Annotated in this window: 24 protein-coding genes and 1 riboswitch; of the genes, 15 read left to right on the top strand and 9 right to left on the bottom strand. The window is 67.6% G+C overall.

Annotated features, from left to right (window positions below; translation table 11 throughout):
• Nucleotides 1-96: 96 nt before the first annotated feature.
• The 3 genes from QX039_RS20125 to QX039_RS20115 all read right to left on the bottom strand — a co-directional run bounded on the left by QX039_RS20125 (nucleotide 97) and on the right by QX039_RS20115 (nucleotide 3,407).
• A complete protein-coding gene (locus QX039_RS20125) occupies nucleotides 97-960 on the bottom strand; it encodes a xanthine dehydrogenase family protein subunit M (protein ID WP_315771840.1) in 864 nt (287 codons plus the stop codon).
• Between the two features lie 327 nt (nucleotides 961-1,287).
• Nucleotides 1,288-2,496: an MHYT domain-containing protein gene (locus tag QX039_RS20120; protein ID WP_315771839.1), complete on the bottom strand. Its 1,209-nt coding sequence runs from the start codon at nucleotides 2,494-2,496 to the stop codon at nucleotides 1,288-1,290.
• 305 nt (nucleotides 2,497-2,801) lie between these two features.
• Entirely contained in the window at nucleotides 2,802-3,407 is a 606-nt protein-coding gene (locus tag QX039_RS20115) for a 6,7-dimethyl-8-ribityllumazine synthase (RefSeq protein WP_315771838.1), read from the bottom strand.
• 77 nt (nucleotides 3,408-3,484) lie between these two features.
• Nucleotides 3,485-3,681, bottom strand: a riboswitch (FMN riboswitch).
• 393 nt (nucleotides 3,682-4,074) lie between these two features.
• Here QX039_RS20115 and QX039_RS20110 point away from each other — a divergent pair.
• Both QX039_RS20110 and proC read left to right on the top strand, forming a co-directional pair.
• Entirely contained in the window at nucleotides 4,075-4,575 is a 501-nt protein-coding gene (locus QX039_RS20110) for a YbjN domain-containing protein (protein WP_315771836.1), read from the top strand.
• A gap of 163 nt (nucleotides 4,576-4,738) precedes the next feature.
• Nucleotides 4,739-5,566: a pyrroline-5-carboxylate reductase gene (gene proC / locus QX039_RS20105; protein ID WP_315771834.1), complete on the top strand. Its 828-nt coding sequence runs from the start codon at nucleotides 4,739-4,741 to the stop codon at nucleotides 5,564-5,566.
• 19 nt (nucleotides 5,567-5,585) lie between these two features.
• Here proC and QX039_RS20100 read toward each other — a convergent pair whose 3' ends face one another.
• Together QX039_RS20100 and QX039_RS20095 are read right to left on the bottom strand one after the other, a co-directional pair.
• Nucleotides 5,586-6,902 carry a TAXI family TRAP transporter solute-binding subunit gene (locus QX039_RS20100; protein WP_315771833.1) on the bottom strand — a complete coding sequence of 439 codons (1,317 nt, stop codon included), beginning with the start codon at nucleotides 6,900-6,902 and terminating at the stop codon, nucleotides 5,586-5,588.
• A 310-nt stretch (nucleotides 6,903-7,212) separates the two neighbouring features.
• Nucleotides 7,213-8,451: an MFS transporter gene (locus tag QX039_RS20095; protein ID WP_315771832.1), complete on the bottom strand. Its 1,239-nt coding sequence runs from the start codon at nucleotides 8,449-8,451 to the stop codon at nucleotides 7,213-7,215.
• 171 nt (nucleotides 8,452-8,622) lie between these two features.
• Here QX039_RS20095 and QX039_RS20090 point away from each other — a divergent pair, with 171 nt between their 5' ends.
• The 6 genes from QX039_RS20090 (at nucleotide 8,623) to QX039_RS20065 (ending at nucleotide 13,119) form a co-directional block, all read left to right on the top strand.
• On the top strand, nucleotides 8,623-9,090 hold the full coding sequence (locus QX039_RS20090; protein ID WP_315771830.1) for a hypothetical protein: 468 nt from the start codon (nucleotides 8,623-8,625) through the stop codon (nucleotides 9,088-9,090).
• Nucleotides 9,091-9,162: 72 nt separating this feature from the next.
• A complete protein-coding gene (locus QX039_RS20085; protein WP_315771828.1) occupies nucleotides 9,163-9,453 on the top strand; it encodes a hypothetical protein in 291 nt (96 codons plus the stop codon).
• Between the two features lie 10 nt (nucleotides 9,454-9,463).
• Nucleotides 9,464-10,876, top strand: coding sequence for a TolC family protein (locus tag QX039_RS20080; protein ID WP_315771827.1), 1,413 nt, complete (start codon nucleotides 9,464-9,466; stop codon nucleotides 10,874-10,876).
• Nucleotides 10,877-10,889: 13 nt separating this feature from the next.
• Complete coding sequence (locus tag QX039_RS20075) at nucleotides 10,890-12,224, top strand: copper oxidase (RefSeq protein WP_315757383.1); 1,335 nt, start codon at nucleotides 10,890-10,892, stop codon at nucleotides 12,222-12,224.
• Between the two features lie 47 nt (nucleotides 12,225-12,271).
• Complete coding sequence (locus QX039_RS20070; RefSeq protein WP_315771825.1) at nucleotides 12,272-12,730, top strand: cupredoxin family protein; 459 nt, start codon at nucleotides 12,272-12,274, stop codon at nucleotides 12,728-12,730.
• Between the two features lie 92 nt (nucleotides 12,731-12,822).
• A complete protein-coding gene (locus tag QX039_RS20065; protein WP_315734032.1) occupies nucleotides 12,823-13,119 on the top strand; it encodes a copper-binding protein in 297 nt (98 codons plus the stop codon).
• Nucleotides 13,120-13,149: 30 nt separating this feature from the next.
• On the opposite strand, the gene QX039_RS20060 is transcribed toward QX039_RS20065, so the two are convergent.
• Nucleotides 13,150-14,043, bottom strand: a complete 894-nt coding sequence (locus QX039_RS20060; RefSeq protein WP_315771822.1) for a LysR family transcriptional regulator — start codon at nucleotides 14,041-14,043, stop codon at nucleotides 13,150-13,152.
• 103 nt (nucleotides 14,044-14,146) lie between these two features.
• Here QX039_RS20060 and QX039_RS20055 point away from each other — a divergent pair, with 103 nt between their 5' ends.
• From QX039_RS20055 to QX039_RS20030, 6 genes are all read left to right on the top strand, one after another.
• On the top strand, nucleotides 14,147-14,887 hold the full coding sequence (locus QX039_RS20055) for an SDR family oxidoreductase (protein WP_315734038.1): 741 nt from the start codon (nucleotides 14,147-14,149) through the stop codon (nucleotides 14,885-14,887).
• 55 nt (nucleotides 14,888-14,942) lie between these two features.
• Complete coding sequence (locus tag QX039_RS20050) at nucleotides 14,943-15,155, top strand: 4-oxalocrotonate tautomerase family protein (protein ID WP_315734040.1); 213 nt, start codon at nucleotides 14,943-14,945, stop codon at nucleotides 15,153-15,155.
• A gap of 192 nt (nucleotides 15,156-15,347) precedes the next feature.
• The gene (locus tag QX039_RS20045) at nucleotides 15,348-15,641 is read left to right on the top strand and encodes a DUF1330 domain-containing protein (protein WP_315771821.1); all 294 of its coding nucleotides are present in this window, start codon (nucleotides 15,348-15,350) and stop codon (nucleotides 15,639-15,641) included.
• A 110-nt stretch (nucleotides 15,642-15,751) separates the two neighbouring features.
• A complete protein-coding gene (locus QX039_RS20040) occupies nucleotides 15,752-16,528 on the top strand; it encodes a hypothetical protein (RefSeq protein ID WP_315771819.1) in 777 nt (258 codons plus the stop codon).
• Between the two features lie 265 nt (nucleotides 16,529-16,793).
• A complete protein-coding gene (locus tag QX039_RS20035; protein WP_315771818.1) occupies nucleotides 16,794-19,025 on the top strand; it encodes a tetratricopeptide repeat protein in 2,232 nt (743 codons plus the stop codon).
• A gap of 350 nt (nucleotides 19,026-19,375) precedes the next feature.
• Complete coding sequence (locus tag QX039_RS20030) at nucleotides 19,376-20,545, top strand: TAXI family TRAP transporter solute-binding subunit (protein WP_315734048.1); 1,170 nt, start codon at nucleotides 19,376-19,378, stop codon at nucleotides 20,543-20,545.
• 110 nt (nucleotides 20,546-20,655) lie between these two features.
• On the opposite strand, the gene maiA is transcribed toward QX039_RS20030, so the two are convergent.
• From maiA to QX039_RS20015, 3 genes are all read right to left on the bottom strand, one after another.
• Complete coding sequence (maiA, locus tag QX039_RS20025; RefSeq protein ID WP_315771817.1) at nucleotides 20,656-21,327, bottom strand: maleylacetoacetate isomerase; 672 nt, start codon at nucleotides 21,325-21,327, stop codon at nucleotides 20,656-20,658.
• 99 nt (nucleotides 21,328-21,426) lie between these two features.
• Nucleotides 21,427-21,942, bottom strand: a complete 516-nt coding sequence (locus QX039_RS20020; protein WP_315771815.1) for a cytochrome family protein — start codon at nucleotides 21,940-21,942, stop codon at nucleotides 21,427-21,429.
• Nucleotides 21,943-22,448: 506 nt separating this feature from the next.
• On the bottom strand, nucleotides 22,449-22,796 hold the full coding sequence (locus QX039_RS20015; RefSeq protein ID WP_315771813.1) for a MerR family transcriptional regulator: 348 nt from the start codon (nucleotides 22,794-22,796) through the stop codon (nucleotides 22,449-22,451).
• 83 nt (nucleotides 22,797-22,879) lie between these two features.
• Here QX039_RS20015 and QX039_RS20010 point away from each other — a divergent pair, with 83 nt between their 5' ends.
• Complete coding sequence (locus QX039_RS20010; RefSeq protein ID WP_315771812.1) at nucleotides 22,880-23,890, top strand: NAD(P)-dependent alcohol dehydrogenase; 1,011 nt, start codon at nucleotides 22,880-22,882, stop codon at nucleotides 23,888-23,890.
• The last annotated feature ends 36 nt before the right edge of the window (nucleotides 23,891-23,926 follow it).

Below are 23,926 nucleotides of genomic sequence, written 5' to 3'. Positions count from 1 at the left end.
TCCTCAGCGGCAGTGTCGCTTAGGGCTCCCCCCCTCCCCGGCCCTCCCCCACAAGGGGGGAGGAGAAGAGAGAGTTCGCCGAGCGGCGATGTGCGTTCAGGTTGCCCGCCTCGCAGCGCGCTGCAGCGCGCGCATCACCATGATGCCGCCGACATGCGTGCGGTACTCGGCAGGTCCCCGCGCGTCGGAGGCCGGCTGCATGATCGCGCGCGCGGCGCTCGCCGCCGCCTTCAGCGCGGCATCGTCGAGCGTGGTGCCGATCACTGCAGTCGCCGCGTCGGTCGCCAGCAACGGCGTCTCGTGCAGATTGGTCAGTGCGATCACGCACGTCTCCACCTTGCCGCCCGCCATCGTCAGCACCACGGCGGCTGCGGCCGTCGCATAGTCGCCGACCTTGCGCTTCAGCTTCTCGTAGGCGTAGCCGTGCCCCGCAGCCGGAAGCGGGATGCTGATGCCAGTCAGGATCTCGCCGGGCTCGAGCGCGGTGAAATAAGCGCCCTGGTAAAACTCGCGCGCCGCGATCTCGCGAACGCCGTTCGGCCCTTCGAGCCGATAGGAGGCGTCCAGCGCCAGCATCAAGGCCGGCATGTCGTTGCCGGGGTCGCCATTGGCGACATTGCCGCCGAGCGTGCCGCGGTAGCGCACCTGCGGATCGGCGATCAAGAGCGCGGTCTCGTGCAGGATCGGCAGCGCCTCACCGATGTCGGCAGACGCCAGCAGCTCGGCCTGCGTGGTCATCGCGCCGATGACGATGCGGTCGCCATCGCGGCGGATGCCCTTGAGCCCGGCGATGCCGTGCAGATCGATCAGATGCGCCGGGGTCGCCAGCCGCAGCTTCATCATCGGCAGCAGGCTGTGGCCGCCGGCGAGCGGTCGCGCGTCATCGCCGAGGTCGGCGAGCAGCTTGATCGCATCGCTGACGCTCGCCGGCCGGTGATAGTCGAACGGGCCAGGAATCATGACGTTTCCTCTCCTGTGCTGGCCTGCTTTATCGGCAAGGCCGTCGCGTTGTTGCGGCGGGCGTTCGTGCTGCGGGAGCGAAGTGCGAACGCGGACGCATCGCGGATTGGGCGGAGCGTCGATCGGGATCGCTGGCCGCGCAACGAAGCCGGCACGGAGAGCGGCGAAATCGCACGAAATGCGGCTGGTCGCGCACGAATTGCGTCAGCGAGGGCGACCCAATCGCGCGAGTGACGGTGTGAGCGGCCGGGCAAGACGCGCGCGCGGTGTTGCATGCGTTGGGGAGAATGGCGGCGCTCTGTTGCAGCGGCGAAACGAACGCTGAACTCAGGCCGGCCGCCGCAGCCCGAGCCGCGCCTTGACCTCGGCGACCTTGGCGCGGCTCACCGGCACGCGCGGTTTCGAGGGGCCATCGAGCTCGATGATCGCGCCCTCGCCTTCCCGACCGACGTAGATCACATGCTCGATCGCGACGATGTGACTGCGGTGCACGCGGATGAAGCGGCCGGGATCGAGCTGCGCCTCAGCCTCGGAGATCGACCATGGGCACATCCGCTCGCGGGTGCCGTCGTGGATCCGCGTGTAGTGCGCATCGGCGCGCACGCTGCGCACGTCCCCGGCATCGATGAAATGGGTGCCGTTGGCGCCCTCCAGCGGCAGCCGCGCCGCGGTCGCGCGCGGCGGCTGGCCGATGCCCCCCAACGGCGCCGCCGTCGCCCGGCTCGGAACGGCGACCTCGACGACCGGCTCGGCCGCCGTCGCGGCCGGCTCCGGTGCCAATTGCGGCGCAGCCTCGGCAACGGCCGGCATCGGCTGCGATTGACGGCGCGGGTCCGGCACCAGCGACAGCAAAAATCCGGCGACGATGACGAAGCACAGCACGGCGACGACGATCGCGAGCGCTTGCGGCGACGCAGCAAGTCCTGTTGCGGCGTGATGGTGTCCCTCACCCATCGGCACGACATGCATTCCCAGCATCGCCGTGTAATGCATGCCCGACACGGCGATGCCGAACGCAACCGCGCTGATGGCGAGCCGTAGCCCGTCCTGCCGCGCCAGGAAGATGCGCAGGCCGCCATAGGCGGCGACGATCGCAATCGCCACCGACAGCGCCACCAGCGCCGGATCATGCGTCAGCCCGAACGAGCCGGACAGGCCGTGCATGCCGACATAATGCATGCTGGCGATGCCGGCGCCGAGCAGCAGCGCAGAGGGGACGACGCGCCGGGGGGAGGGATCGCCGATGCTGACGAAGAACAGCGAGATGCCGATCACGAGCGCGCAGATCAGGAACGAGATGATGGTCGGCAGCACCAGATAGACGGCATCGGCCGGCAGTGGCGCCGCCATCATGCCCACGAAGTGCATGGTCCAGATGCCCACGGCCAGAATGCCGGCGGCGCCGGACAGCAGCACGCGCGCATTCTCTCCCGGACCGCTGCGGATGCGCGCGGTGAGACTGAAACCGGTATAGCCACCCAGGCTCGCGATCACGACCGAGAGCGCGACGAGATAAGGATCGTATCCTTCGATCATCCTTGTCGGCCGCCCGTCGCCACGGGCAAGCCTCCTCCCAGGAGAGATTTTACAGGGGTGGCGAGGAAATTGACAACACAAGGCGGGGAGCGTGAGGGGACGTGGTGTCGCTGAGGGTGGGGCGGACGACACGATGACTGATCGGCGCGGAGCAAGAGGCTGAATTCGAGCTCGAGCCGCGAGACGGTGAGCCCCCTCCCCCTCGCGGGGAGGGGAGCTCACTGCCGTTGCCGTGAGATCTCGATCCCGGCGTTTCGATAGCGGGTGTCTGGCTAGCCTGAAGCCAGCCACACGACATCACCGCCTCAGATGATCCCCGCGGCCACCTGCCCCCGCAACCGCTCCAGGCTCAGCAGCGTCTCGGCGCAGGCGGTCGCCACCTCGATGCCCTTGGTCGCAAAATGCTTGCGGAAGAACTCGAAATGCGCCTGCGTCTCGTGGAATTGCTGCGGCGTCAGCACCGCGGAGAACACCGGCACCTCGGTGCGCAATTGCACGTCCATCAGCGCCTTGATGACGGTGTCGGCGACGAACTCGTGGCGGTAGATGCCGCCGTCGACAACGAGGCCGGCCGCGACGATGGCGGTGTAGCGCCGCGTCTTGGCCAGGAGCTGCGCATGCAGCGGGATCTCGAACGAGCCTGGCACCTCGAAGATGTCGACCCGATCGCGCGGGATGTGGCGCGCCTCGATCTCGTCGAGGAAGGCCAGACGGCATTCGGCGACGACGTCGCGATGCCAGGCCGATTGCACGAAGGCGACGCGCTGCGGCTTGCTGAAGCGCGGATGCGACGGCGCCGGTGGCGACTCGTCGGGCGGTGACGCGACCGGCGTATCCGCCGGCGGCGACGTTCCTGCGGTGATGGTGTCGGTGGGCGTATCAGTAGGCGCGTCTTGCAACATCTGATTCATGGTTGTCCTCGTCAGAGACCAGAATCAGGGCACACGGAACAACGACGCCCCCACGCTGGATTGCGCGGGGTGCCGGGACCCGTTCTCTTTCATCCGGACTGTGACCGTCGGCTTCGGAGTCGCACCGAATCTGCTGACCCTTCTCTGCGCGACGCGTTCCGGAGAACGGAATTCTCCAGACCGCGCCTTGCCGAGAAGGCGCTCGCGGGCTCGCGCGCTCGACCGAGAAACGCTTACCGCCGGTGGGGAATTTCGCCCCGCCCTGAGAACATCGGCCGCCCGGATGGACGGCCTGAACGAACTATGCAGGCGGTCGGCGGCTGCGGCAAGGCCTCACGCCCGCGGTCCACGACGGGCGGCCATGCAACCGCTCGCGGCCGTTCCCGCGGCCAAATCGGCTCGGACGGGGCGGTTGCGGCGAATCCGATTCCGTTTTGTTCTCATTCGGCCATGATTCCACAGGCCGGACAGGAGTTGTGGACGAAGCGGTGTTTGGCTGTGGACGGACTCGCCCCCCCGTTGCGCAGATTCCGCAAATCACATCAGTTTGTCCTCGCACGCCCGGGGTACCTCCGGGACTGCAAGCCGGGTCTCGAAGCGCCGAGAGGGCGTGGGCCGGGTCGCCGCGTATGTACCAACGAGATCAAGAAGACGAGGTCGAGACGGCATGTCCCTGCTCGAAAGCACTATCGATTCCACCGACCACCCGCTGAGCGTGGTCGAGACCATTGCGGCCGACAACAACTGGATGTTCGAGCGCTCCGGCGAGGACGAGATCACGATTGCCTCCAAGGGCCAGTGGACCGACTATCAGCTCTCTTTCACCTGGATGGCGGAGATCGAGGCCCTGCATCTGGCCTGCGCCTTCGACATGAAGATTCCGGAAGCGCGCCGCGCCGAGGTGCAGCGGCTGATCGCCGCGATCAACGAGCAGCTCTGGCTCGGCCATTTCGACATCTGGACGCACACCGGCATGGTGATGCACCGCCAGGCCCTGGTGCTGCCCGGCGGGATCACCGCGTCGGGACTGCAATGCGAGAGCATGCTGGCCGGCGCCATCCACGCCTGCGAGCGCTATTTCCCGGCCTTCCAGTTCGTGGTCTGGGCCGGCAAGTCGACCCAAGAGGCCATGGCGGCCGCGCTGTTCGATACCGACGGCGAGGCGTAAGCCGCCGCCGCTTCCTCACACGCGGTGTCGTCCCTGCGCACGCAGGGACCCATACCGCGTGATGTCCGTCTGGCGCGCGACGCTTGTCGCTCTGCCCCTGCTCCACTAGAACCGCCGGTGGTTATGGGTCCCTGCTTTCGCAGGGACGACAGCGGAGTGCGTCGTGACATCAGCGGACAACAACCTGCTTCATCAGCTCACCGGCACCATCGTGCTGGCCGGCGCCGGCAAGATGGGCGGCGCGATGCTGACCGGGTGGCTGGCCGGCGGGCTCGATCCTGCGCGCGTGGTGGTGATCGAGCCGATGCCATCGGCGGAGATCACGGCGCTGGTGGCCAGGGGCGTCCGCCTCAATCCGACGGCGCCTGCGCCGGCCGAGGTCGTCATCGTTGCCGTCAAGCCGCAGATGTTCCCCGACGCCGGCCCCGCCTTGAAGCCGTGGGTCGGCGACGCGACGCTGGTGCTGTCGATCATGGCGGGGACGACGATCGCCGGCCTGCAGCAAACGATCGGCGGCGCGGTCGTGCGCGCGATGCCGAACACGCCCGCCGCGATCGGCCGCGGCATCACCGTGGCGGTGCCCGCCGCCAACGTCAGCGCCGCGCAACGGGCGCTGACCGACGCGCTGCTGCGCGCCACCGGCGCGGTGGAATGGGTCGACGACGAGGCGCTGATGGACGCGGTGACCGCGGTGTCCGGCTCGGGTCCCGCCTATGTGTTCCTGCTCGCCGAGGAGCTCGCCCGCGCCGGCGTCGCCGCCGGCCTGCCCGAGTCCCTGGCGACAAAGCTCGCGCGCCACACCGTGTCGGGCGCCGGCGAATTGCTGCGCCAATCGGACCTGCCGTCCGCCACGCTGCGCCAGAACGTCACCTCGCCGGGCGGCACCACCGCCGCCGCGCTGTCGGTGCTGATGGGAACCGACGGCTTCCAGCCGCTGCTGACCAGGGCGGTCGCCGCGGCCACGGCGCGCTCGAAAGAGCTCGCGAAGTAGACAACCGCGAGCTGACAGCTCAGCGCGACGGCGTCGGCGGCCCGCCATGCTGCTGGCGCCATTGCAGGAACTGGCGGAACAGGGAGCTGCGCTCAGCCGGATCGTTGGACAGCTGTCCCCCGCTCTGGCGCACGAAGCTCTCGAACTGGGTCTGGCGCACGTCGGCGACCTGCGGCCGCGGCACCATGTTGCGCGCCAGCAGCCACTCGTCCGCCGCCTTGAAGCGCTTCCAGTTCGGAATGGCGGCGACGATGCTCGACTCCCGCCATTTGGGATGCCGGGGCGGCTTCATGAACTCGTCGTAGTTGGCGAAGAACGCCTCGACGAAGCGCGCCACCTTGCGATAGCGCTCGGTATTCTCCGGCCAATTGTAGCTGACGAGCAGCATGCCGATCGCCACCGTCTCGATCGTCTCGCCGGGGTTGAGCAGGTTCGGATATTCCTCGGAGGACAACGTCGTGGGCAGATAGAGGTCCTGCAGCCGGCGGTCGTAGGGGATCGTCACCAGGTGCAGCGCGCGGTTGTCGTTCCTGATGCTGCGGGCGAGCTGGAACACCTTTCCGGTGGAGACGATGTAGGCGTCGGCGTCGCCATCGATCAGCTTCTGGATCGATCTGGCATCATCGGTCGCATAGTCGAACGACGCCGTCAGGCCGAGCCGGTTGAAGATCACGCGCGCGGAATAGAAGCCGACATCGGTCGGCGCGATGATGCGCTTGCCGTTGAGGTCGAAGATCGAGCGGATCGAGGAGCGCGCGATGACATGGATCTCGTTGTGATAGAGCCGCGCGATGTAGCGGAGCTGCGAGGTGATGTCGGGGATGCCGTATTGCAGGCGGTAGAATTCGGGCACGTCGGCTGCGACCGCGCCCATGTCGATGCTCTTCAGAAACAGAATGTCGGAGACGTTGCGCACCGGTCCCTTGCCGAGCACCGGCAGCACGCGGACGTTGGTCTGATCATCGAGCACGCGCGCCATGTCCGAGCCGAACACGGAGGTGGCGCCGCCGGCCGGCGCGGTGATGATGGTGACGGTGCCGTCGTTGACGTCGGTCGGGTTGGGCAGCCGCCATACGTCCGGCCCGCTGCCGGGCGCGGGCGACAGCGACGCCGGCAGGCCGGCGGGACGTGGCGGCGCGGGGATCACGGGCGCGCCGTTCGGCCGGGCGGCCGGGGCGACAGGCACGATGATGGAGCGGGTCGCTGCCGGGCGCGGCGGCTGCGGCGGTTGTTGTTGCAGCTGCGGCCACGCCTGCGCCGATGCCTGACTCAGCATGAGTCCGGCTGCGAGCGCGGCAAGCACGACTTGCGAAGCTGCCTTCGTGACGATGGACATAGCGCAACGGCCTCCTGCACCATCGCGATGCCGCCGCAGCGTTCTCGACCAGTCCGGAGCATTCACCTCGAGGCCTGCCTGCGTCAGGCATGCGACGGGCGACCGCGGCCTCGGCTGAGACCTCGCGACAACCAATCTCGCGATGCGGAGCACGCACGAGGCCAAATGGCCACGATCGGCTCCGATCGAGTTCCACAGTTGGGTGAGGTGATTCGATGAATTTGCGGCGGGCGCCGGGATTTTGTATGACGACGTGCATATAAACCGGATATTGGACTCCGGCTGTGGCTCCGATGCAACGCCTCTTGTTTCAGGCCGCCAGCCGGTGTTGCCGTCGTGCCAGGATCAGCAGCGTCACGACGATGCCGAGGTTCAGGCCATTCCATGCGATGCCATTCGCGAAGGCCGCCGAATAGGACCCCGTGGCGTCGAAGATGACGCCCGAGACCCAGCCGCCGAACGACATGCCGAACACCGAGGCGAAGATGATGATGCCGACCCGGGTGGCGGCCTCGCGTGCCGGCATCGCCTCACGCACGATGATCGCATAGCTCGGCACGATGCCGCCCTGGAACAGGCCGAACATGCCCGAGATCAAATAGAGCGACGTCAGGCCATCGAAGAACAGATAGAACAGAAGCGCAAAACCCTGCGCCAGCGAGCCGATCAGCAACGTCCGCATGCCGCCGACACGGTCGGCGAGAAAGCCGGAGCCGATCCGGCTGACGATGCCGAGCGCCATCATCAAGGACAGCATCTGCGCGCCGACAGCGACGCCATAGCCGAGGTCGCCGCAATAGGCGACGATGTGCACCTGCGGCATCGCCATCGCCACGCAGCAGGCGATCGCGGCGATGCTGAGCAGCACGGTCAGCGCGTTGGTGGAGATCGGCAGCTCCAGTTGCGGCGGCGCCGCGCCGGCATGGTCCTGCGCGCCGGCACCGTCCATGCGCGCGCGCAGCACCAGGAGCAGCGCGCTCATCGTCACCGCGCAGAAGACACCGAGCGCGACATGGCTGGCGCGCCAGCCGATCTGCTGCACGCCCCAATTCACCAGCGGCGGCCACACCGTGCCGGCGACGTAGTTGCCCGAGGCGACGATGGTGACGGCGAGGCCGCGATAGCGCACGAACCAGTGCGATGCCTCCGCCATCAGCGGCGCGAAGGTGACGGACGAGCCGAGCCCGATCAGGAAATACACCGCCTGAAACTGCCACAGCGTCACCGACGCGCCGGCGAGCAGATAGGCGGCCGCGGTGCAGGTGATGCTGAGGGCCATCGCGGTGACGATGCCGAAGCGGTCGGTGATGCGGCCGACGATGACGCCGCCGAGGCCGAAGCCGAACATCGTCAGCGTATAGGCCAGCGACACCGCGCCGCGGCTGGCGGCGAACTCGGCCTGCACGACCGGCAGAACGACGACGACGGTCCACATCCCGGCGCCGCCGATGGAACCGATGACGAGCGCAAGCGCCAGCCGCGCCCAGGCCTGGCGCGAGTCCGGAATGAAGTGAGGCGCTTCCTCGAATCTTGGCTTCGGTGCGTGCACGATATGCGCAACCTCGTTGCCGCACCGCATCAGGTCAAGCCACATTGCTGCGGCATTGGGCATGCAGAAGCAGCGCAACAGGAGGGATCTGCACGATCACGGTCCGGCCCTCTTGGCGGCGCCGCGCTTTATCATTAGGTTGCGCGGCGGATCGGAGTGATTTGGGCGCGCATGTCGTTGGGACTGACACGGAAGATGCTGATGGTGGCGGGACGGCTGCTCGTCCTCGCTTACCTCGTCTGCGTGCTCAGCCCGGGCGTGGCGCTCGCGCTCGGCGATGGGGCGGCGCCCTGCCTCGACGAGACCGTCGTTGCCGTTGCGGCCTCTCATCATGACGCGGCTCATCACGAGATGATCTTGGCGGCGATGCCGCAGGTAGAGACCGCGCACGCCCATCATCATGATCATCCTGTTGCAGACGCTGGGATGCAGGCGCCAGCTCCCGCGCCGTCGCACCACGATCACAGCAAGATGCCGGGCCCCTGTTGCGCCATGATGTGCGCCGTGGGCCTCGCTGCCGCGCTGCCGGCGGTCACCCTTCCCGCTTCGTTCGCCGCCACCAGCGTGACCCCGCGCGACGAAGGCCTGCCCGGTCGCACGCCGCCGCGCCTGTATCGGCCCCCCATCGTCCTGGTCTGAGCGAACGACGCCGGCTTCGTGCGCGTGTCGCGCGCGGCTGCTCGCGATTCATCGACAGACCAAGGATACCTCATGTTGTCGCAATACATGGCGACGCCCGCTGCCGCATCTCCGGCGCGGCGCAGCCTGCCATTCTCCGTTGCCGCTTGCGCATTGACGCTGCTTGCCGCGGCGAGCCTCGGCGCCTGCCAGCCGCGCACGATCGCATTGGCCGGGGCTGATCCGGCCGATCCGGCGGCGAACGTTGCGCCCGTGCGCATGTCGGGGATCGTCGGGCCCTACACGCCGCTGCGCCCGGTCGCGCCGGCCTCCTGGGGCCAGCGCATCGACCCCGGCGCACCGCGCCTTGAGCCGAGCCGCTAAGGAGCGCCACATGCAGGGGATCATCAGGCTCGCGGCGCTCGCCGCAGCACTTGCGCTCGCAGGCTGTGCCTCGTTCTCGCCGGACGGCGGCATGAGCGCCGTCGCGGACATCACCGGCCACACCACCGGCAAGGAGGTCGCCTCCGTGAGAGGCAATGACGACGCCGAACGCGTCCGCGCTGCAACGCGCCGCCTGCTCGCCCGGCCCTTGTCGGCCGATGCCGCCGTGCAGGTCGCGCTGTTCAACAACAAGGGCCTGCAGGCGGCCTACAACGCGCTCGCGCTCAGCGAGGCGGACATGGTCGAGGCCAGCCTGCCGCCGAACCCGACCTTCTCCCTGATGCGCATCAGCGGCGACGGCGCGCTGGAGGCCGAGCGCCAGGTCGCCGGCGACATCCTGGCGCTCGCCACCTTGCCGCTGCGCTCGGAGATCGCGCGCGAACGGTTTCGCCAGGCCCAGTTGAAGGCCGCGCTGGCGACGCTGCGGCTCGCCGCGGAGGTGCGCCGCGCGCATGTGCGCGTCGTCGCCGCCACCGAGCTGGTGGCCCTGCTGGTCGAGGCGCAATCGGCCGCGGAGGCGACCGCGAAGCTCGCCTCGAAGCTCGGCGAGACCGGCGCGCTCAACCGGCTCGACCAGGCGCGCGAGCAGGTGTTCTATGCCGAGACCACGGCCGAGCTCGCCACCGCCCGCCGTGCCGCAGGAAGCGCCCGCGAGCGGCTGATCCGGCTGATGGGCCTGTGGGGCGACGATCTGAATTTCCGCCTGCCCGACCGGCTGCCGGCACTGCCGCGCCGCCCGCTGAGCCAGCCCTTCGTCGAGGCCGATGCAGTCGGCCATCGCATCGATCTGCAGATCGCCCGCCTCGAGCTCACGGCGCTCGCCACATCGCTGCAGCTCAGCGAGGCGACGCGCTTCGTCACCCTGCTCGATCTCGCCGGCCTCGATCGCAAGACCGTCGAGCCCGACGGCCGCGTCATCCGCGAACGCGGTTACGACGTGCAGTTCCAGATCCCGATCTTCGACGGAGGCGAGGTCCGCGTGCGGCAGGCCGCCGAGACCTACAACATCGCCTTCAACCGCCTCACCGAGCGCGCCGTCACCGTCCGCTCCGAGGCGCGCGACGCCTATCGCAGCTACCGCGCGGCCTTCGACATCGCCGGCCACTACGCCCGCGAGGTGCTGCCGCTGCGCCGGATCATCAGCGAGGAGATGCAGCTGCGCTATTCCAGCATGCAGGTCGACATCTTCGCGCTGCTGCTCGAGGCGCGGCAGCGCCTGGCGTCACGCCGCGCCGCGATCGACGCCGTCAGAGACTTCTTCCTCGCCGAGGCCGAGCTGTCGGCTGCGGTCAATGGCGGAGTCGCGAGCAGCGAGGACAGCGCACAGCAGACCGCGAGCGCAGTCGCGCCCGGCAACGACTGACAGGAGAGCACGCATGTTTTCACGCCGCACACTGCTCGGCTCCGCGGCGCTGGCCGGCGCCTCCGCCGTCTCCGGCCGGGTGCAGGCCGCCGCCATTCCCGAAGCGCCCGTGATGGACAAGGCGGTGATGCAGCCCCCGCTGCATCCCAGCGCCGGCCCGGACTATCAGCCCGTGGTCACGCTCAACGGCTGGTCGCTGCCGTTCCGCATGAACGGCGACTGGAAGGAATTCCATCTCGTCGCCGAGCCGGTCACCCGCGAGTTTGCGCCCGGCATGACCACGCATCTGTGGGGCTATAACGGTCAGTCGCCGGGCCCGACCATCGAGGCGGTCGAGGGCGACAAGGTCAGGATCTTCGTCACCAACAGGCTGCCGGAATACACCACCGTGCACTGGCACGGCGTCATCCTGCCCTGCGGCATGGACGGCGTCGGCGGCCTGACGCAGCCGCACATCAAGCCGGGCAAGACCTTCGTCTACGAGTTCGAGATGAGGCACGCCGGCACCTTCATGTATCACCCGCATGCCGACGAGATGGTGCAGATGGCGATGGGCATGATGGGCATGATCGTCGTGCATCCGCGCGGGCCGCAGCCGCCGCCGGTCGACCGCGACTTCGTGTTCGTGATGTCGACCTATCGCATCGAGCCCGGCAGCTACCTGCCGAAGGTCACCGAGATGACCGACTTCAACATGTGGACCTGGAACGCGCGGGTGTTTCCCGGCATCGATCCCCTGCCGGTGCGGCTCGGCGATCGCGTCCGCATCCGCATCGGCAATCTCACCATGACCAACCATCCGATCCACCTCCACGGCCACAAGTTCAAGGTGATCGGCACCGATGGCGGCTGGCTTCCCGAAACGGCGCAATTCCCGGAGACCACGACCGACGTGCCGGTCGGCGCGGTGCGCGTGCTCGACTTCACCGCCGACAATCCCGGCGACTGGGCGTTCCACTGCCACAAGTCGCATCACACGATGAATGCGATGGGCCACGACATGCGAAACCTGGTCGGCGTGTCGCGCAAGGAGCTGGCCGCCGCCGTCGGCAAGCTCGCGCCCGACGGCATGGTGATGGGCAACACCGGCATGGCGATGGGCAGCATGGAGATGCCGGCGCCCGACAACACCCTGCCGATGATGACCGGCAGCGGTCAGTTCGGGCCGATCGAGATGGGCGGCATGTTCACGACCGTGAAGGTGCGCGAGGGCCTCGCCCGCGACGACTACCGCGATCCCGGCCCTTATCAGTTCCCGCAGGGCAGCGTGGCCTATGAGGTCGCAAGCGCACCGGAGCCGGTGCGGCGAAGCGACGGCCCACCGACGCAGGTCCGCACCCAGCGCTGAATTCACCAAGCACCGCCTCAACCGACGACCACCATCAGGAGATCTCCATGAAGACTGCATTCGCGATCAGCGCAGTGGCGGCGGCCGCTCTGATCGTCGCACCGGCCCGTGGCCATGAGCAGCACGGATCGCGCGGCTATTCCGCCGGCGAGCCGGGTGATCCCAAACAGCCGTCACGCACCATCGAGGTGCTCCTGAGCGAGATGGAGTTCACGCCGGCGCGCATCGAGGTCAAGCGCGGCGAGCAGATCCGCTTCGTGCTGCGCAACACCGGCAAGGAGGATCACGAGTTCCTGCTCGCCACCAAGGCCGAGAACCTGAAGCACGCCGCGGTCATGAAGAAGCACCCGCATATGGAGCATGACGAGCCGAACGGCACCCGGCTCGCGCCGAACAAGACCGCCGAGCTGCTGTGGCGCTTCACCAAGCCCGGCACGTTCGAATATTCCTGCCTGATCCCAGATCATCGCGAGTTCGGCATGACCGGCCACGTCGCCGTGAAGTGACGGATGAAGCCGTCTTGACAACGCGTAGGGCGGGTCAGCGCCGCGTCATCCGCCCTACGCCTCGCTATGAGTTCACCAGAAGGAAACACATCATGAAGACGTTCTCTCAGCTCACGACCGCCGCCGCGTTGGTTCTCGCTCTCGCGACCCCTGCCCTCGCCGCCGAGGCGATCAGCGGCGACGTCAAGAAGGTCGATGAGGCCAACGCCAAGATCACGCTCCACCACGGCCCGGCCAAGAGTCTTGGCATGGACGAGGCCATGACCATGGTCTACCGCGTCAAGGACGCCGCGCTGCTGAAGGGCCTCAAGGCCGGCGACAAGGTGAAGTTCGAGGCGGTCGAGGACGCCTCCGGCTACACGGTGACGAAGATCGAGAAGGGCAAGTAGCAACGGGCATCCGGCTGCTTTGCCCAACCGCTACAGCCTCGCCCGGGCGAATATCGCCGTGATCCAGTCGAGGAACACGCGCAGCCGCAGCGTCATCTGCCGGTTCTGCGGATACAGCGCGTGCAGCGGCGTCGGTGATGGCGGCGTGTCGGCGAGGATCTCGACCAGGCTGCCATCCGCCAGATCCGGCGCGAAGCGATAGCGCGGCGCCTGCACCAGGCCGAGGCCGAGCCGGGCGAGGTCCATCATCGTGTCGGAATTGTTGACCGTGACGCGGCTCGGCAGAACCAGATGGCGCAGCGTGCCGCCGCAGGTGAATTCGAGCGGCAGCACCTCGCCGGTACGCGACGAGATGAAGCCGACCATGCGGTGGCCGTCGAGATCATCAGGTCCAGCCGGCGTTCCGTGCTCGCGCAGATAGGCCGGGCTGGCGACGGTGATCTCCTCGATCGTGCCGAGTCGGCTCTGGATCATGCCGCTCGCCTCCGGCTCGCCGGAGCGGATCACGCAATCGACACCCTCACGCACGAGATCGACCAGGCGGTCGCCCTGGCCGATGCGCAGATCGAGCTGCGGATGCGCGGCGAGAAACGCGGGCAGATGCGGCAGCACGAACGTCCGCGTCAGCAGCGGGTGCGCGTCGATGCGCAGCAGGCCACGCGGGCGCGAGTCGCGCAGTGCAGTCTCGGCCTCCTCGATGTCGGCGAGGATGCCGACGCAGCGCCGGTAGTACTCCTCGCCATCCAATGTCGGGGTGACGTGGCGCGTGGTGCGCTCGATCAGCCGGATGCCGAGCCGCGCCTCGAGCTCCTTCAGCACCTCGCTCGCCGTCGAGCGCGGCAGGCCGAGATCGGCGGCCGCGGCGGTGAAGCTGCGGCGCTCGACGACGCGAATGAACAGACGCATGGCATCCAGGCGATCCATAGCGATGGTTCGCCCAGGCCGACATCTGATGTCAAGCCAAGGCCGATTATACGGACGAGGCGATCAGCTATGTCCGCTCGCATTGAAAAGAGGGAGACTGACCATGCCCAATTCTTCATCCCAGGTCGCGATCATCACCGGCGGCTCGCGCGGGATCGGCGCGGCCATCGCCGAACGCCTCGCCGCTGATGGCGTCGCGGTCGTCATCAACTATGCCCGGGCCGAGCAGGCCGCGGCGCACATGGTGCAACAGATCGAGGCGACCGGCGGCCGCGCGCGCGCCGTGCAGGCCGACGTTGCCGATCCCGCCAGCGCGGCGGCGCTGTTTGATGCCGCCGAGCAGGCCTTCGGCGGCGTCGACATCCTGGTCAATAATGCCGGCACGATGGCGCTCGGCGCCTTCGCGGAGCTGAGCGACGCAGATGTCGCGCGCCAATTCGAGGTGAATGTCGCGGGCGTGTTCCGAACCCTGCGCGAGGCGGCGCGGCGGCTCCGCGACGGCGGCCGCATCGTCAATTTCTCGTCCAGCGTGGTCGGGCTGTATCAGCCGCGCTACGGCGCCTACGCCGCCACCAAGGCCGCGGTGGAAGCCATGACGCATGTGCTCGCCAAGGAGCTGGCGCGGCGGAGCATCACGGTCAACGCGGTGGCGCCCGGCCCCACCGAGACCGAGATGTTCCTCAACGGCAAGACCGACGAGCAGCTGCGCGCGATGGCCGCAGCGAACCCGTTCGGCCGGTTCGGACAGCCGCGCGAGATTGCCGATGTCGTGGCCTTCCTGACGAGCCCGGAGGCCGGCTGGGTCAACGGCCAGGTTGTGCGCGTCAATGGCGGCGTGATCTGACGCCGCGCTGCTGTCACCCGCCGGCCGATGCCGGCCCAACACCAAAGGAGTTCCCATGCCGTTCGCCAATATCAAGGTGCCGCAGGCCGCGCTGACCAAGGCGCAGAAGGAGGAAATCGTGCATCGCGTGACCGCGATGTTCGTCGACTATTTCAGCGAGGCCGCGCGACCGCACACGATGGTGCTGATCGAAGAGGTGCCCGACGGCGGCTACGGCCGCGCCGACGAGGTGTTCGTGATCCCGCAAGCCTATCGCGCGACGACGTGAGCCGCGGGCCGCGGCCGCTCGCGCAACGGTCGCCGAACGGGCAGGCATGGGCGGATGAGCAGCAGTATCATCCGCCCTCCCCCGCGAATGCATCGGACGCGCACGTCGACGGAACGCGCACCGATCTGTCGGCCGCTTATGGCTGCGCCGATGTTCCGATCGTATGATCCACCGCGTCGCGCGGAGCCCGCCATGAAGGCCTATCTCGTCCTCGATCTCGCCATTCACGACCACGCCTCGTTCAAGGCCTATATCGATGCGATCCCCGCCTTCATCGCGAGGCATGGCGGCCGCTACATCGTCCAAGGCGCGGTGCCCACGCCGGTCGAAGGCAGCTGGACGCCCGAGCGGATGGTGATCCTGGAATTCCCATCGCGCCAGACCGCCACCGACTTCCTCGGTGATCCCGAGATCCAGGACCTGTTCGCCATCCGGCACCGCACCACGACGAGTCGGCTGGTGCTGGTCGACGGGTGCGCGGAGTGAACGCGCATTGCACGCCTGCCCCTCGCACTTGATCCATATGAGAGCGCGTGCAACGGATGGCTCCTCCGTCGCAGGGCGAGACCAGCCACCGCGTGCACCAAATATCTCAGATGCAACTTGCTTCTTTTCGGACGCTCGCTGTGCTGGGGCTCGGCGTAACCGCCGCACTGCCTACGTTCATGCCCCGTGCCGCGATCGCGGGCGCTGGCTTCTTCGACGTGCGCACGCTGTGCCAGCCGCTCGAGATCCGAAACGGAGCGCCGGAGGAGAGCGCCTGTCTGAAGGAGCAGCCGGCCATCGCCCGGCGTGACGGCCGCAAGCTGACGCTGGCGCTCACCAACGGCAAGACCAAGGTCATCACCGACGCCAAGGAGTGCGAGCCCGAGGGGCCTGAAGCCGCCTGCATCAGCTACCGGCTTGTCGGCCACGTCGGCGGCCGGCACTACATCGTGCTGGTCATGCCCTACGAGTGCTCCTACGTCATGCTGGTCAACCGGCGCACCGGGGCCGAACTCAACATCGGCAGCGGCCCCTTCCTGTCGCCAAACGGCCAGCGCTTCATCACCATCGATCCGCGCGACGACGGCAATTGCGGCATAGACTATCGCATCGGCATGTTTTCATACGGCGACAGCCCCAAACTGGAGTGGAGCTACAAGCCGGAGGGCCTCGAGCAATACGAGATCGACACGTGGATCGGCGACAATCGCGCGCGCCTGCAGGCATCAGACGATACCCGCAAGGAGGCATCGACCGATCTGACGCGCACGGCGCTGGGCTGGCAGCTCAAACGCCCCAATGGCGAGATCAGCATGGGCTCGGTGCCGGCGCCACAGGCTTCACCGCCCCGAGCGAGTCTAGCCCCAGGCTCGTTGGGCAGCCGCTGAGCTGCTGGTGCCTGTCGACCATTTCCATCGCGTCCCGGGGCATTCGCGGACACAACAAGCTCCTTCCGTCACCCCGTTAACCATTTGCTAACCACGACGCGGGCAAGCTTTGCCGCGTCGCGCTGCGCGTGGCCGGCGACCGGACAACCACAGGACATCCTGGGCTTTGCTGCCGCCGGGCATGGCGGCGCCCCGGTTGCCGGTCGCAGCGCATCGCTGCGGCGTCCGACGCCATGCCGTCCTGTCTGTCCGGAGACCCAAGTCCTTGAGCACCGTCGGTTCGCGCGCCTTCCAGAAGGCACGACAGGAAAAGAAACAGAAGAAGCTCGTCGAGGGGCAGTTGGCGGTGGCGTTCAAGGCCTTCCAGGCCGGACGCCAGGCGGAGACGCAGGCGCTGTGCGCGAAGCTGCTGCAGGAGGTCCCCGGCTGCTTCGATGCCATGCATCTGCTCGGCGTGTCCCTGGTGTCGTCGGCACGCTTCGCCGAGGCCACCGCCTTCCTGGCGCAGGCCGTCGCGATGGAGCCGAATTCCGCCGACGCGCAGTCCAATCTCGGCTGGGCGCTGATCAATTGCGAGCGCTACGAGGAGGCGCGCGCCGCGCTGGAGCGATCGCTGGCGCTGCGCCCGAATGCGCCGATCACCTTGCGCAACCTCGCGATCGCGCTGCTGCGGCTCGGACAAGGCGAAGCCTCGCTCGCGGCCGCGACGCGGGCCCTCGAGCTCAAGCCCGACGACGTCGATGCCTGGTGCAATCGCAGCGTCGCCGAGCTGATGCTGCGGCGCTGGGACGCCGCTGCCGCCAGCGCCGAGCGCGCGCTGGCCTTCAACCCGAACCATTTCGAGGCCACGGTCAACAAGGGTCTCGCGCATCTCGAGCTGCACCATTTCGAGCTGGCGGAAGCGACCTTCAATGCGGCGCTGGCCGCACGCCCGTCCCATGCCGAGCTGCGGGCGCATCGCGGCCGGCTCTACATGATCTCGGGACGCACGGCGGAAGCCGAAGCCGATTTCGACGCCGCCGTGACGCTCGATCCCCATCTGCAATTGGGATGGCAGGGCAAGGCGCAGATCTGCATCCTCAACGGCAACGTCGCGCAGGCGATGGCCGCCTGCAAGCGCGTGCTCGACACCAATCCGAAGGCGCAGGTCGCGCTCACCCTGCTCGGCGCCTGCCGCGGCCGGCTCGGCGACGTCGCAGGCGCCATCGCCCAGTTCGACCAGGCGCTCGCGGTGCAGCCGGACTACGACGAGGCGATCACCAAGAAGATCTTCTATCTCGACTTCCTGCCCGGCGCCGACTTCGCGGTCCAGCAGGCGGCGCGGCAGTATTGGTGGATGGCGGTCGGCTCGAGATTCCCGCGCCGCAAGCTTGCGCCGCGCTCGCTCGATCCCGACAGGCGCATCGTCGTCGGCTACGTCTCGGCCGACTTCCGCATGCATTCGGCGGCCTTCGCCTTCCTGCCCGTGCTGCGCGGCCACGACAAGACGCAGGTCCAGGTCAACTGCTACTCGACCTCGCCGCGGCACGATTCCTACACCGCGACGTTCCAGTCGATTGCCGACGTCTGGGTCGAGGCCTCGAGCCTGTCCGACGACGAGTTGGCCGACCGCATCCAGGCTGACGGCGTCGACATCCTGGTCGATCTCTCCGGCTACACCACGGGCACGCGCATGCCGGTGTTCGCGCGCAAGCCGGCGCCGATCCAGGTCACGGCCTGGGGCAGCGGCACCGGTACGGGCCTTGCCACCATGGACTACTTCTTCGCCGATCCGGTCACGGTGCCCGAGAACGTGCGGCCGCTGTTCGCCGAGCACGTCCACGACCTGCCGTCGGTGATCACGATCGATCCGGTGCTCGACGTTCCGCCGGCACCGCTGCCGATGCTGACGAACGGCCACGTCACCTTCGGCGTCTACAACCGCATCGACAAGATCTCCGACGCGGCGATCGCGCTGTGGGCGCGGCTGCTCGCCGAGATCCCCGACGCGAAGCTCGTCGTCAAGCATCTCGCGCTCAACGACCCCGCGGTGCGCGACGGGCTGCTCGCCCGCTTCGTTGCGCAGGGCGTGCCCGAGGCGCGCATCCTCTGCCTTGGCGCCAGCGAGCGCGTCGAGCATCTCAAATCCTACGAGCGCATCGACATCTCGCTCGATCCGTTCCCGCAGAACGGCGGCATCTCGACGTTCGAATCGCTCTACATGGGCGTGCCGGTCGTCGCCAAGCTCGGCGCCGGCGCGGCCTCGCGCGCCGCCGGCGGCATCCTGACCGCGGCCGGACTGGCCGACTGGGTCGCCGGCGATGATGACGGCTACATCCGGATCGCCAAGAGCTTTGCCGCGGAGCCCGAGCTGCTGGCGAAGCTGCGGGCGGAGCTGCCCGGCCTGGTCGCACGCTCGCCGGCCGGCGACGTCGCCAACTACACGCGCTGCGTCGAGGCCGGCTATCGGCAGTTCTGGCGGGACTATTGCGCCAAGGGAAGCAAGGCCGGCGCCTGATCGCGCCGGCATGCCAAGGCCTCGATCTCGCAGCAGGCCTCGACGCCCGATCGCACGAACGTCCGGCTTCGACCGCTCCTTGCAACCGCAAGCTGCACCGGTTTCCAGCGAGCCATTGTGGCCGCGTGCGATGAGGCGACGACTCTTGGACTGATATCGCGGCGTTTCTCCGTCCAGACCGAGGCGCAATCAAGCCTATGGCTTTTTGGTGGCGAGGATGCGCTTCGCAGCAGCCCCGGCTGCGCCCAACCGGCGAGTAGTAGACCTCATTCCTCAACCAAGGAGATAATGCGCGAAAATCGGCCGCGCCTCACGGTCGCCGTGTGGCCGGCAACGGAGGAATTTTGGGCATGCGGGTCGCGTTGTTGAGTTGCGTCGTTGCGGCGGGATTGAGTCTGGTGGCACCGTTGCTGCCGGCCATGGCACAGACGGCGCGGACCGGAAGGCCGGCGGCGGCAACGGCCGCCGCGGCCGGCGAAGGCGGCAAGCTGCAGGAGTCCAACGAATGGACGGTCGGCGTCGCCGGCGGCCTGCTCGAAGGCACCAACATCCGTTTTGCGGCCGAGATGGCCAAGGTGCTCGACGACCGCCCGAACCTGCGCGTGCTACCGATGGTGACCTACGGCGCGCTCGGCAACATCGAGGACCTGCTCTATCTGCGCGGCGTCGACGTCACCATCACTTCGGCCGACGTGCTCGATGAGTTCGTCCGCAACGGCACGCTCGCCAACATCAAGAACCGGATCCGCTACATCTGCTCGTTCTACATCAACGAGATGCATGTCTACGTCCGCCCGGAGATCAGGACGCTCGAGGATCTCGCCGGCAAGAAGGTCTCCTTCAACACCGTGGGCAGCGCCGCCAACCTCACCGGCGGCATCGTGTTCGACCGGCTCAAGATCGGCGCGGAGAAGGTGTTCATCAACAATTCGGTGGCGCTGGAGAAGATGCGCAGCGGCGAGATCGCCGGCGTCGTCCACGTCACCGGCAAGCCGACCGATCTGTTCGCCAAATTCAAGCCGGAGCCGGGCTTCCACTTCCTGCCGATTCCGTTCGCGCGCAGCCTGCAGGACTACTACGTGCCGACCAAGCTGACGTCGCAGGACTATCCCAATCTGCTCAAGCCCGGCGAGAGCGTCGAGACCATCGGCGTGCCGCAGGTGCTGGCGGTCTACAACTGGCCGCCGGAGACCGAGCGCTACCGCCGCGTCGCGCGCTTCGTCGACTATCTGTTCAAGCGGTTCGACCAGTTCAAGCGGCCGCCGTTCCACCCCAAATGGAACGAGATCAGCCTCTCCTCCTCGCTGCCCGGCTGGACCCGCTTCCGCGCCGCGGAGGAGCTTTTGGCCAGCACGCGCGCGCCGCAGGCCGACGGCGCCGCCATCAAGCAGCAGTTCGACGAGTGGATGAGCGCAAGGGCGCCGACCGGCGGCCGGCGAATGAGCGAGGACGAAACAAGGGTGCTGTTCGAGCAGTTCCGCGACTGGATGAAGCGCGACGGCGGCCAGCCGGCGCGGTAGCGCCGATGGTTCTGGCGTAGAGCATGATCCGGAAAAGTGGAAACCGGTTTTCCCTCGCGACAAACGCCGAAGGCATTTGTGCGGAGATCATGCTCAACAGAGAGATGAGGCTACGGCGCAGCCGGCTTGGCGCGCAGCGCCGGCGGCGTGTCCGGCTGCGCCAGCGGATGGGCGGACGCGAAGGCCGGCAGCGCCATCGCGGCCTCGACGACGCGCTGCACCGTCGGCGTCGCGGCGAGGTCGAGGCCTTTATTGCGCGCGTAGACGGCGTGGCCGGCGAGGCAGATGTCGGCCATCGTCGGCGCATCGCCATGGCAGAACCGGCCGGTCGCGACATGGCCCGCAAGCTGGGCCTCGATCGCGACCAGCATCTCCGCCGTCCAGTGCCTGAGCCAGGCCGCGCGTGCCGCGTCGTCCACGTGCAGCACCTCGGTGAGATAGCGCTGCACCCGCGGCGTCGTCAGCGGATGCGCATCGCAGGCGATCATCGCCGCCAGCGCCCTCACCCGCGCGCGCCCCTTGGCATCGGCAGGCAACAACGCCGCGCCGGAACAGGCCTCGTCGAGATAATCGAGGATCGCCAGCGACTGCGTCAGCACGGTGCCGTCGTCGAGCACCAGCGCCGGCAGCGCCATCTGCGGATTGAGCGCGGCATAGGCCTCGTCCCGCTGCTGCTGCCGGTCGACATCGACCGCGACCTGCTCATAGGCGATGCCCTTGAGGTTGAGCGCGATGCGCACGCGAAAGCTCGCCAGCGACTGCCAGAACGAATAGAGCTTCATGCGGGTCCCCCTTCACCTCAATATCGCATTTCAGCAACCAATATCGTTTCGATGAAGGCGCCCGCCGCTTCCGAATCGTCTTGCCCGAGGCTCGTCCCGTCACTCCGTGCCCGGCGTGAAGTCCTGGTCGGCAACGCCGGCGGTCTGCGGCACCTTGATGACCACGGCGGCGCGATTGAGCGCCTGGTGGCACGAATTGCAGGCGGCCGTGAGGTCGGCATAGGAGCGCTCGAAGCGGCCGATGTCCTTCTGCTTGATGGCCTGCGCCAGCTCGTCGAACGGCTGCTGCGTCACGGCCGTCGTCATGTCGGCGAACGAATTGCCCTCGACCAGCGGCTGCGCCCGGCTGACACGGTTGAACGCGCCCTTGAGATTGCCGAGCTCATAGGCGCTGAACGTCCAATTGCCGCTATGGCCGGCGATCCAGAGCCTGAGATGGCGCGGCTGGATGGTCGCGATCATCAGGTCGCTGACGGTCGGCAGATAGGCCGGTGCTGGTGCGGGCGTCGGCGTCTCCGCCCTTGGCGCGGCGATCGCGATCAGCGATGCAAGCCCGGCAAGGCCAGCGGCCGTCACTGTCAGCCGCAGACCATGGCGGAGCTTCGGTCGATGCATCTTCGGGTCTCCTGAGAAAAATTTAGAAGCCTTCTAAAGAGCAACATCCCGCATCGCCAATCGCAATCGCTGATCGCAGCGATCAGAAAAACTTGAAGCGTCACGCAGCGCGACGCGCGTGATCCGGCCACATTGCCTGGTGCCGTGGGCACCATCGACCCGCGCCCCCTCCAGGTCCAACTGGAATCGCCTGCAACCTCCGCGAATGGAAGCGGCGGATCACCCTGCCGATCCGCGCCAAGGCGCGATGAGACAGAGTTGATCGAGCCTGAGCAAAACCGCGAGAGCTCCTCCAGGTCTCCCTGCAATTCTTGATTGATCGAAACAATCTGATTTCTTTTTTCCAAGTTGCTCGAGCATCCCTGCGTCGGTGAGCGGTCAATGCGATGCGCCGCTTGCGGAGCGCGTCGCCGCGGTGCCTTGCGGGCCATGGCGGCAACACCCGGACGCCGACCGCCGCGGCCTGGTGATGACGCGTCGATGCCGTCCGGCCGTCGACAGAGAGCTCAGTTCACGCTCGACAGAAAGCCTGCGAGAATCGTCCGGCTCTGGCTCAGCGTCTCGATCCGTTGATCGATCAGGCCAACCTGCTCGGCCAAGATGCGTCGCAGATTGTCGCATGGCGTAAAGGCCGGCTGGTCGCTCTTCACGCAGGGCAGCAACTGCTGGATCGTCTCCAGCGTCATCCCGGCCGCGCCCAGCAATTTGATCCGCCGCACGGTTTCCTCCTCTGCCGGGCCATAGTCGCGATAGCCGGAATCGGTCCGTCGCGGCGCCAGCAATCCCTGGCCTTCGTAGTAACGCAGCATCCGGACGCTGACCCGCGTCCTCCGGGAGAGCTCGCCAATCTTCACCTGAAAACCTCTTGACCCTGACAGCGCTGTCAGACCTTACAGAGTCTGCTCATCCAGGTGAATGCCCTTGGAAAGGAGCAACCATGAAAGCCTATCATGTGAATGGCCATGCCGGCGCCAGTCGCCTCGTGCGGGTAGACGTCCGCAAGCCCGAACCCGGCAATGGCGAGGTCCGCATCCGCGTCGAGGCGGCGAGCCTCAACTACCGTGACCTCATCATCCTCGACCGCGCGGGCCAAGACGGGCTGGACGGCCGCATTCCGCTTTCCGACGGCGCAGGCGTCGTCGATGCCGTGGGCCCCGATGTCGTCCAATGGCAGGTCGGTGACCGGGTCGCCGCGTCGTTCTTTCGCGACTGGGTCTCGGGTCCGTTCAAGACCGACTACGTCGCGTCAGCGCTGGGCGGCAGCACGATGGATGGCATGCTGGCGGAGCATGTCGTGCTGCCGGCCACGGCGGTGGTCGCCGTGCCGGAGCACCTCACGTCGATCGAGGCCGCGACCCTGCCCTGCGCTGCCGTTACGGCCTGGCATGGCCTCGTCACGCGCGGCGGGATGGGCCAAGGCGACACGCTGCTGGTGCAGGGCACCGGCGGCGTCGCGCTGTTCGGACTTCAGTTCGCCACCGCGCTGGGCGCGCGTGCGATCGTGATCTCGTCCTCGGATGAGAAACTCGCCCGTGCCAAGGCGCTCGGGGCTGCGATCCTGATCAACTACCGCACCACGCCTGACTGGGATGTGGCACTGATGACGGCGACCGACGGCCAAGGCGCCAGTCATATCCTCGAGCTCGGCGGCCCCGGCACCTATGACCGATCGATGCGATCGGTCGCCTCGGGCGGCAAGATCGTTCAGATCGGCGTCCTGACGGGGTTCGGCCCCAAGCCCGACCTCGCCCGCCTGCAGTGGGAAAATGCCGACATCATCGGCGTCACCGTCGGATCGGTCGAACATTTCACCGCGATGAATCGTTTCCTCAGCGAACACGCGATCCGCCCGATCGTCGATCGGGTGTTTGGCTTCGACGAGGTACCTGATGCATATGCCCATCTCCGGTCCGGCTCGCATTTCGGCAAGGTGGTCGTGACGCTGTAGGCATGGGGCAATGGCCGGCATCGTCATGGGACGGAT

Source organism: Bradyrhizobium sp. SZCCHNR1043, from assembly GCF_032489675.1.
GTDB lineage: Bacteria > Pseudomonadota > Alphaproteobacteria > Rhizobiales > Xanthobacteraceae > Bradyrhizobium.
The sequence above is the reverse complement of the archived record's forward strand: the minus strand, read 5'-3'. Positions and strand labels throughout refer to the sequence as shown.

Excerpts from the sequence above, each read along its gene's own strand:
- QX039_RS20125 (WP_315771840.1), bottom strand. The coding sequence starts at position 960 with ATGATTCCTGGCCCGTTCGACTATCACCGGCCGGCGAGCGTCAGCGAT.
- QX039_RS20120 (WP_315771839.1), bottom strand. The coding sequence starts at position 2,496 with ATGATCGAAGGATACGATCCTTATCTCGTCGCGCTCTCGGTCGTGATC.
- QX039_RS20115 (WP_315771838.1), bottom strand. The coding sequence starts at position 3,407 with ATGAATCAGATGTTGCAAGACGCGCCTACTGATACGCCCACCGACACC.
- QX039_RS20110 (WP_315771836.1), top strand. The coding sequence starts at position 4,075 with ATGTCCCTGCTCGAAAGCACTATCGATTCCACCGACCACCCGCTGAGC.
- QX039_RS20100 (WP_315771833.1), bottom strand. The coding sequence starts at position 6,902 with ATGTCCATCGTCACGAAGGCAGCTTCGCAAGTCGTGCTTGCCGCGCTC.
- QX039_RS20090 (WP_315771830.1), top strand. The coding sequence starts at position 8,623 with ATGTCGTTGGGACTGACACGGAAGATGCTGATGGTGGCGGGACGGCTG.
- QX039_RS20085 (WP_315771828.1), top strand. The coding sequence starts at position 9,163 with ATGTTGTCGCAATACATGGCGACGCCCGCTGCCGCATCTCCGGCGCGG.
- QX039_RS20080 (WP_315771827.1), top strand. The coding sequence starts at position 9,464 with ATGCAGGGGATCATCAGGCTCGCGGCGCTCGCCGCAGCACTTGCGCTC.
- QX039_RS20075 (WP_315757383.1), top strand. The coding sequence starts at position 10,890 with ATGTTTTCACGCCGCACACTGCTCGGCTCCGCGGCGCTGGCCGGCGCC.
- QX039_RS20070 (WP_315771825.1), top strand. The coding sequence starts at position 12,272 with ATGAAGACTGCATTCGCGATCAGCGCAGTGGCGGCGGCCGCTCTGATC.
- QX039_RS20065 (WP_315734032.1), top strand. The coding sequence starts at position 12,823 with ATGAAGACGTTCTCTCAGCTCACGACCGCCGCCGCGTTGGTTCTCGCT.
- QX039_RS20060 (WP_315771822.1), bottom strand. The coding sequence starts at position 14,043 with ATGGATCGCCTGGATGCCATGCGTCTGTTCATTCGCGTCGTCGAGCGC.
- QX039_RS20055 (WP_315734038.1), top strand. The coding sequence starts at position 14,147 with ATGCCCAATTCTTCATCCCAGGTCGCGATCATCACCGGCGGCTCGCGC.
- QX039_RS20050 (WP_315734040.1), top strand. The coding sequence starts at position 14,943 with ATGCCGTTCGCCAATATCAAGGTGCCGCAGGCCGCGCTGACCAAGGCG.
- QX039_RS20045 (WP_315771821.1), top strand. The coding sequence starts at position 15,348 with ATGAAGGCCTATCTCGTCCTCGATCTCGCCATTCACGACCACGCCTCG.
- QX039_RS20040 (WP_315771819.1), top strand. The coding sequence starts at position 15,752 with ATGCAACTTGCTTCTTTTCGGACGCTCGCTGTGCTGGGGCTCGGCGTA.
- QX039_RS20030 (WP_315734048.1), top strand. The coding sequence starts at position 19,376 with ATGCGGGTCGCGTTGTTGAGTTGCGTCGTTGCGGCGGGATTGAGTCTG.
- maiA (WP_315771817.1), bottom strand. The coding sequence starts at position 21,327 with ATGAAGCTCTATTCGTTCTGGCAGTCGCTGGCGAGCTTTCGCGTGCGC.
- QX039_RS20020 (WP_315771815.1), bottom strand. The coding sequence starts at position 21,942 with ATGCATCGACCGAAGCTCCGCCATGGTCTGCGGCTGACAGTGACGGCC.
- QX039_RS20010 (WP_315771812.1), top strand. The coding sequence starts at position 22,880 with ATGAAAGCCTATCATGTGAATGGCCATGCCGGCGCCAGTCGCCTCGTG.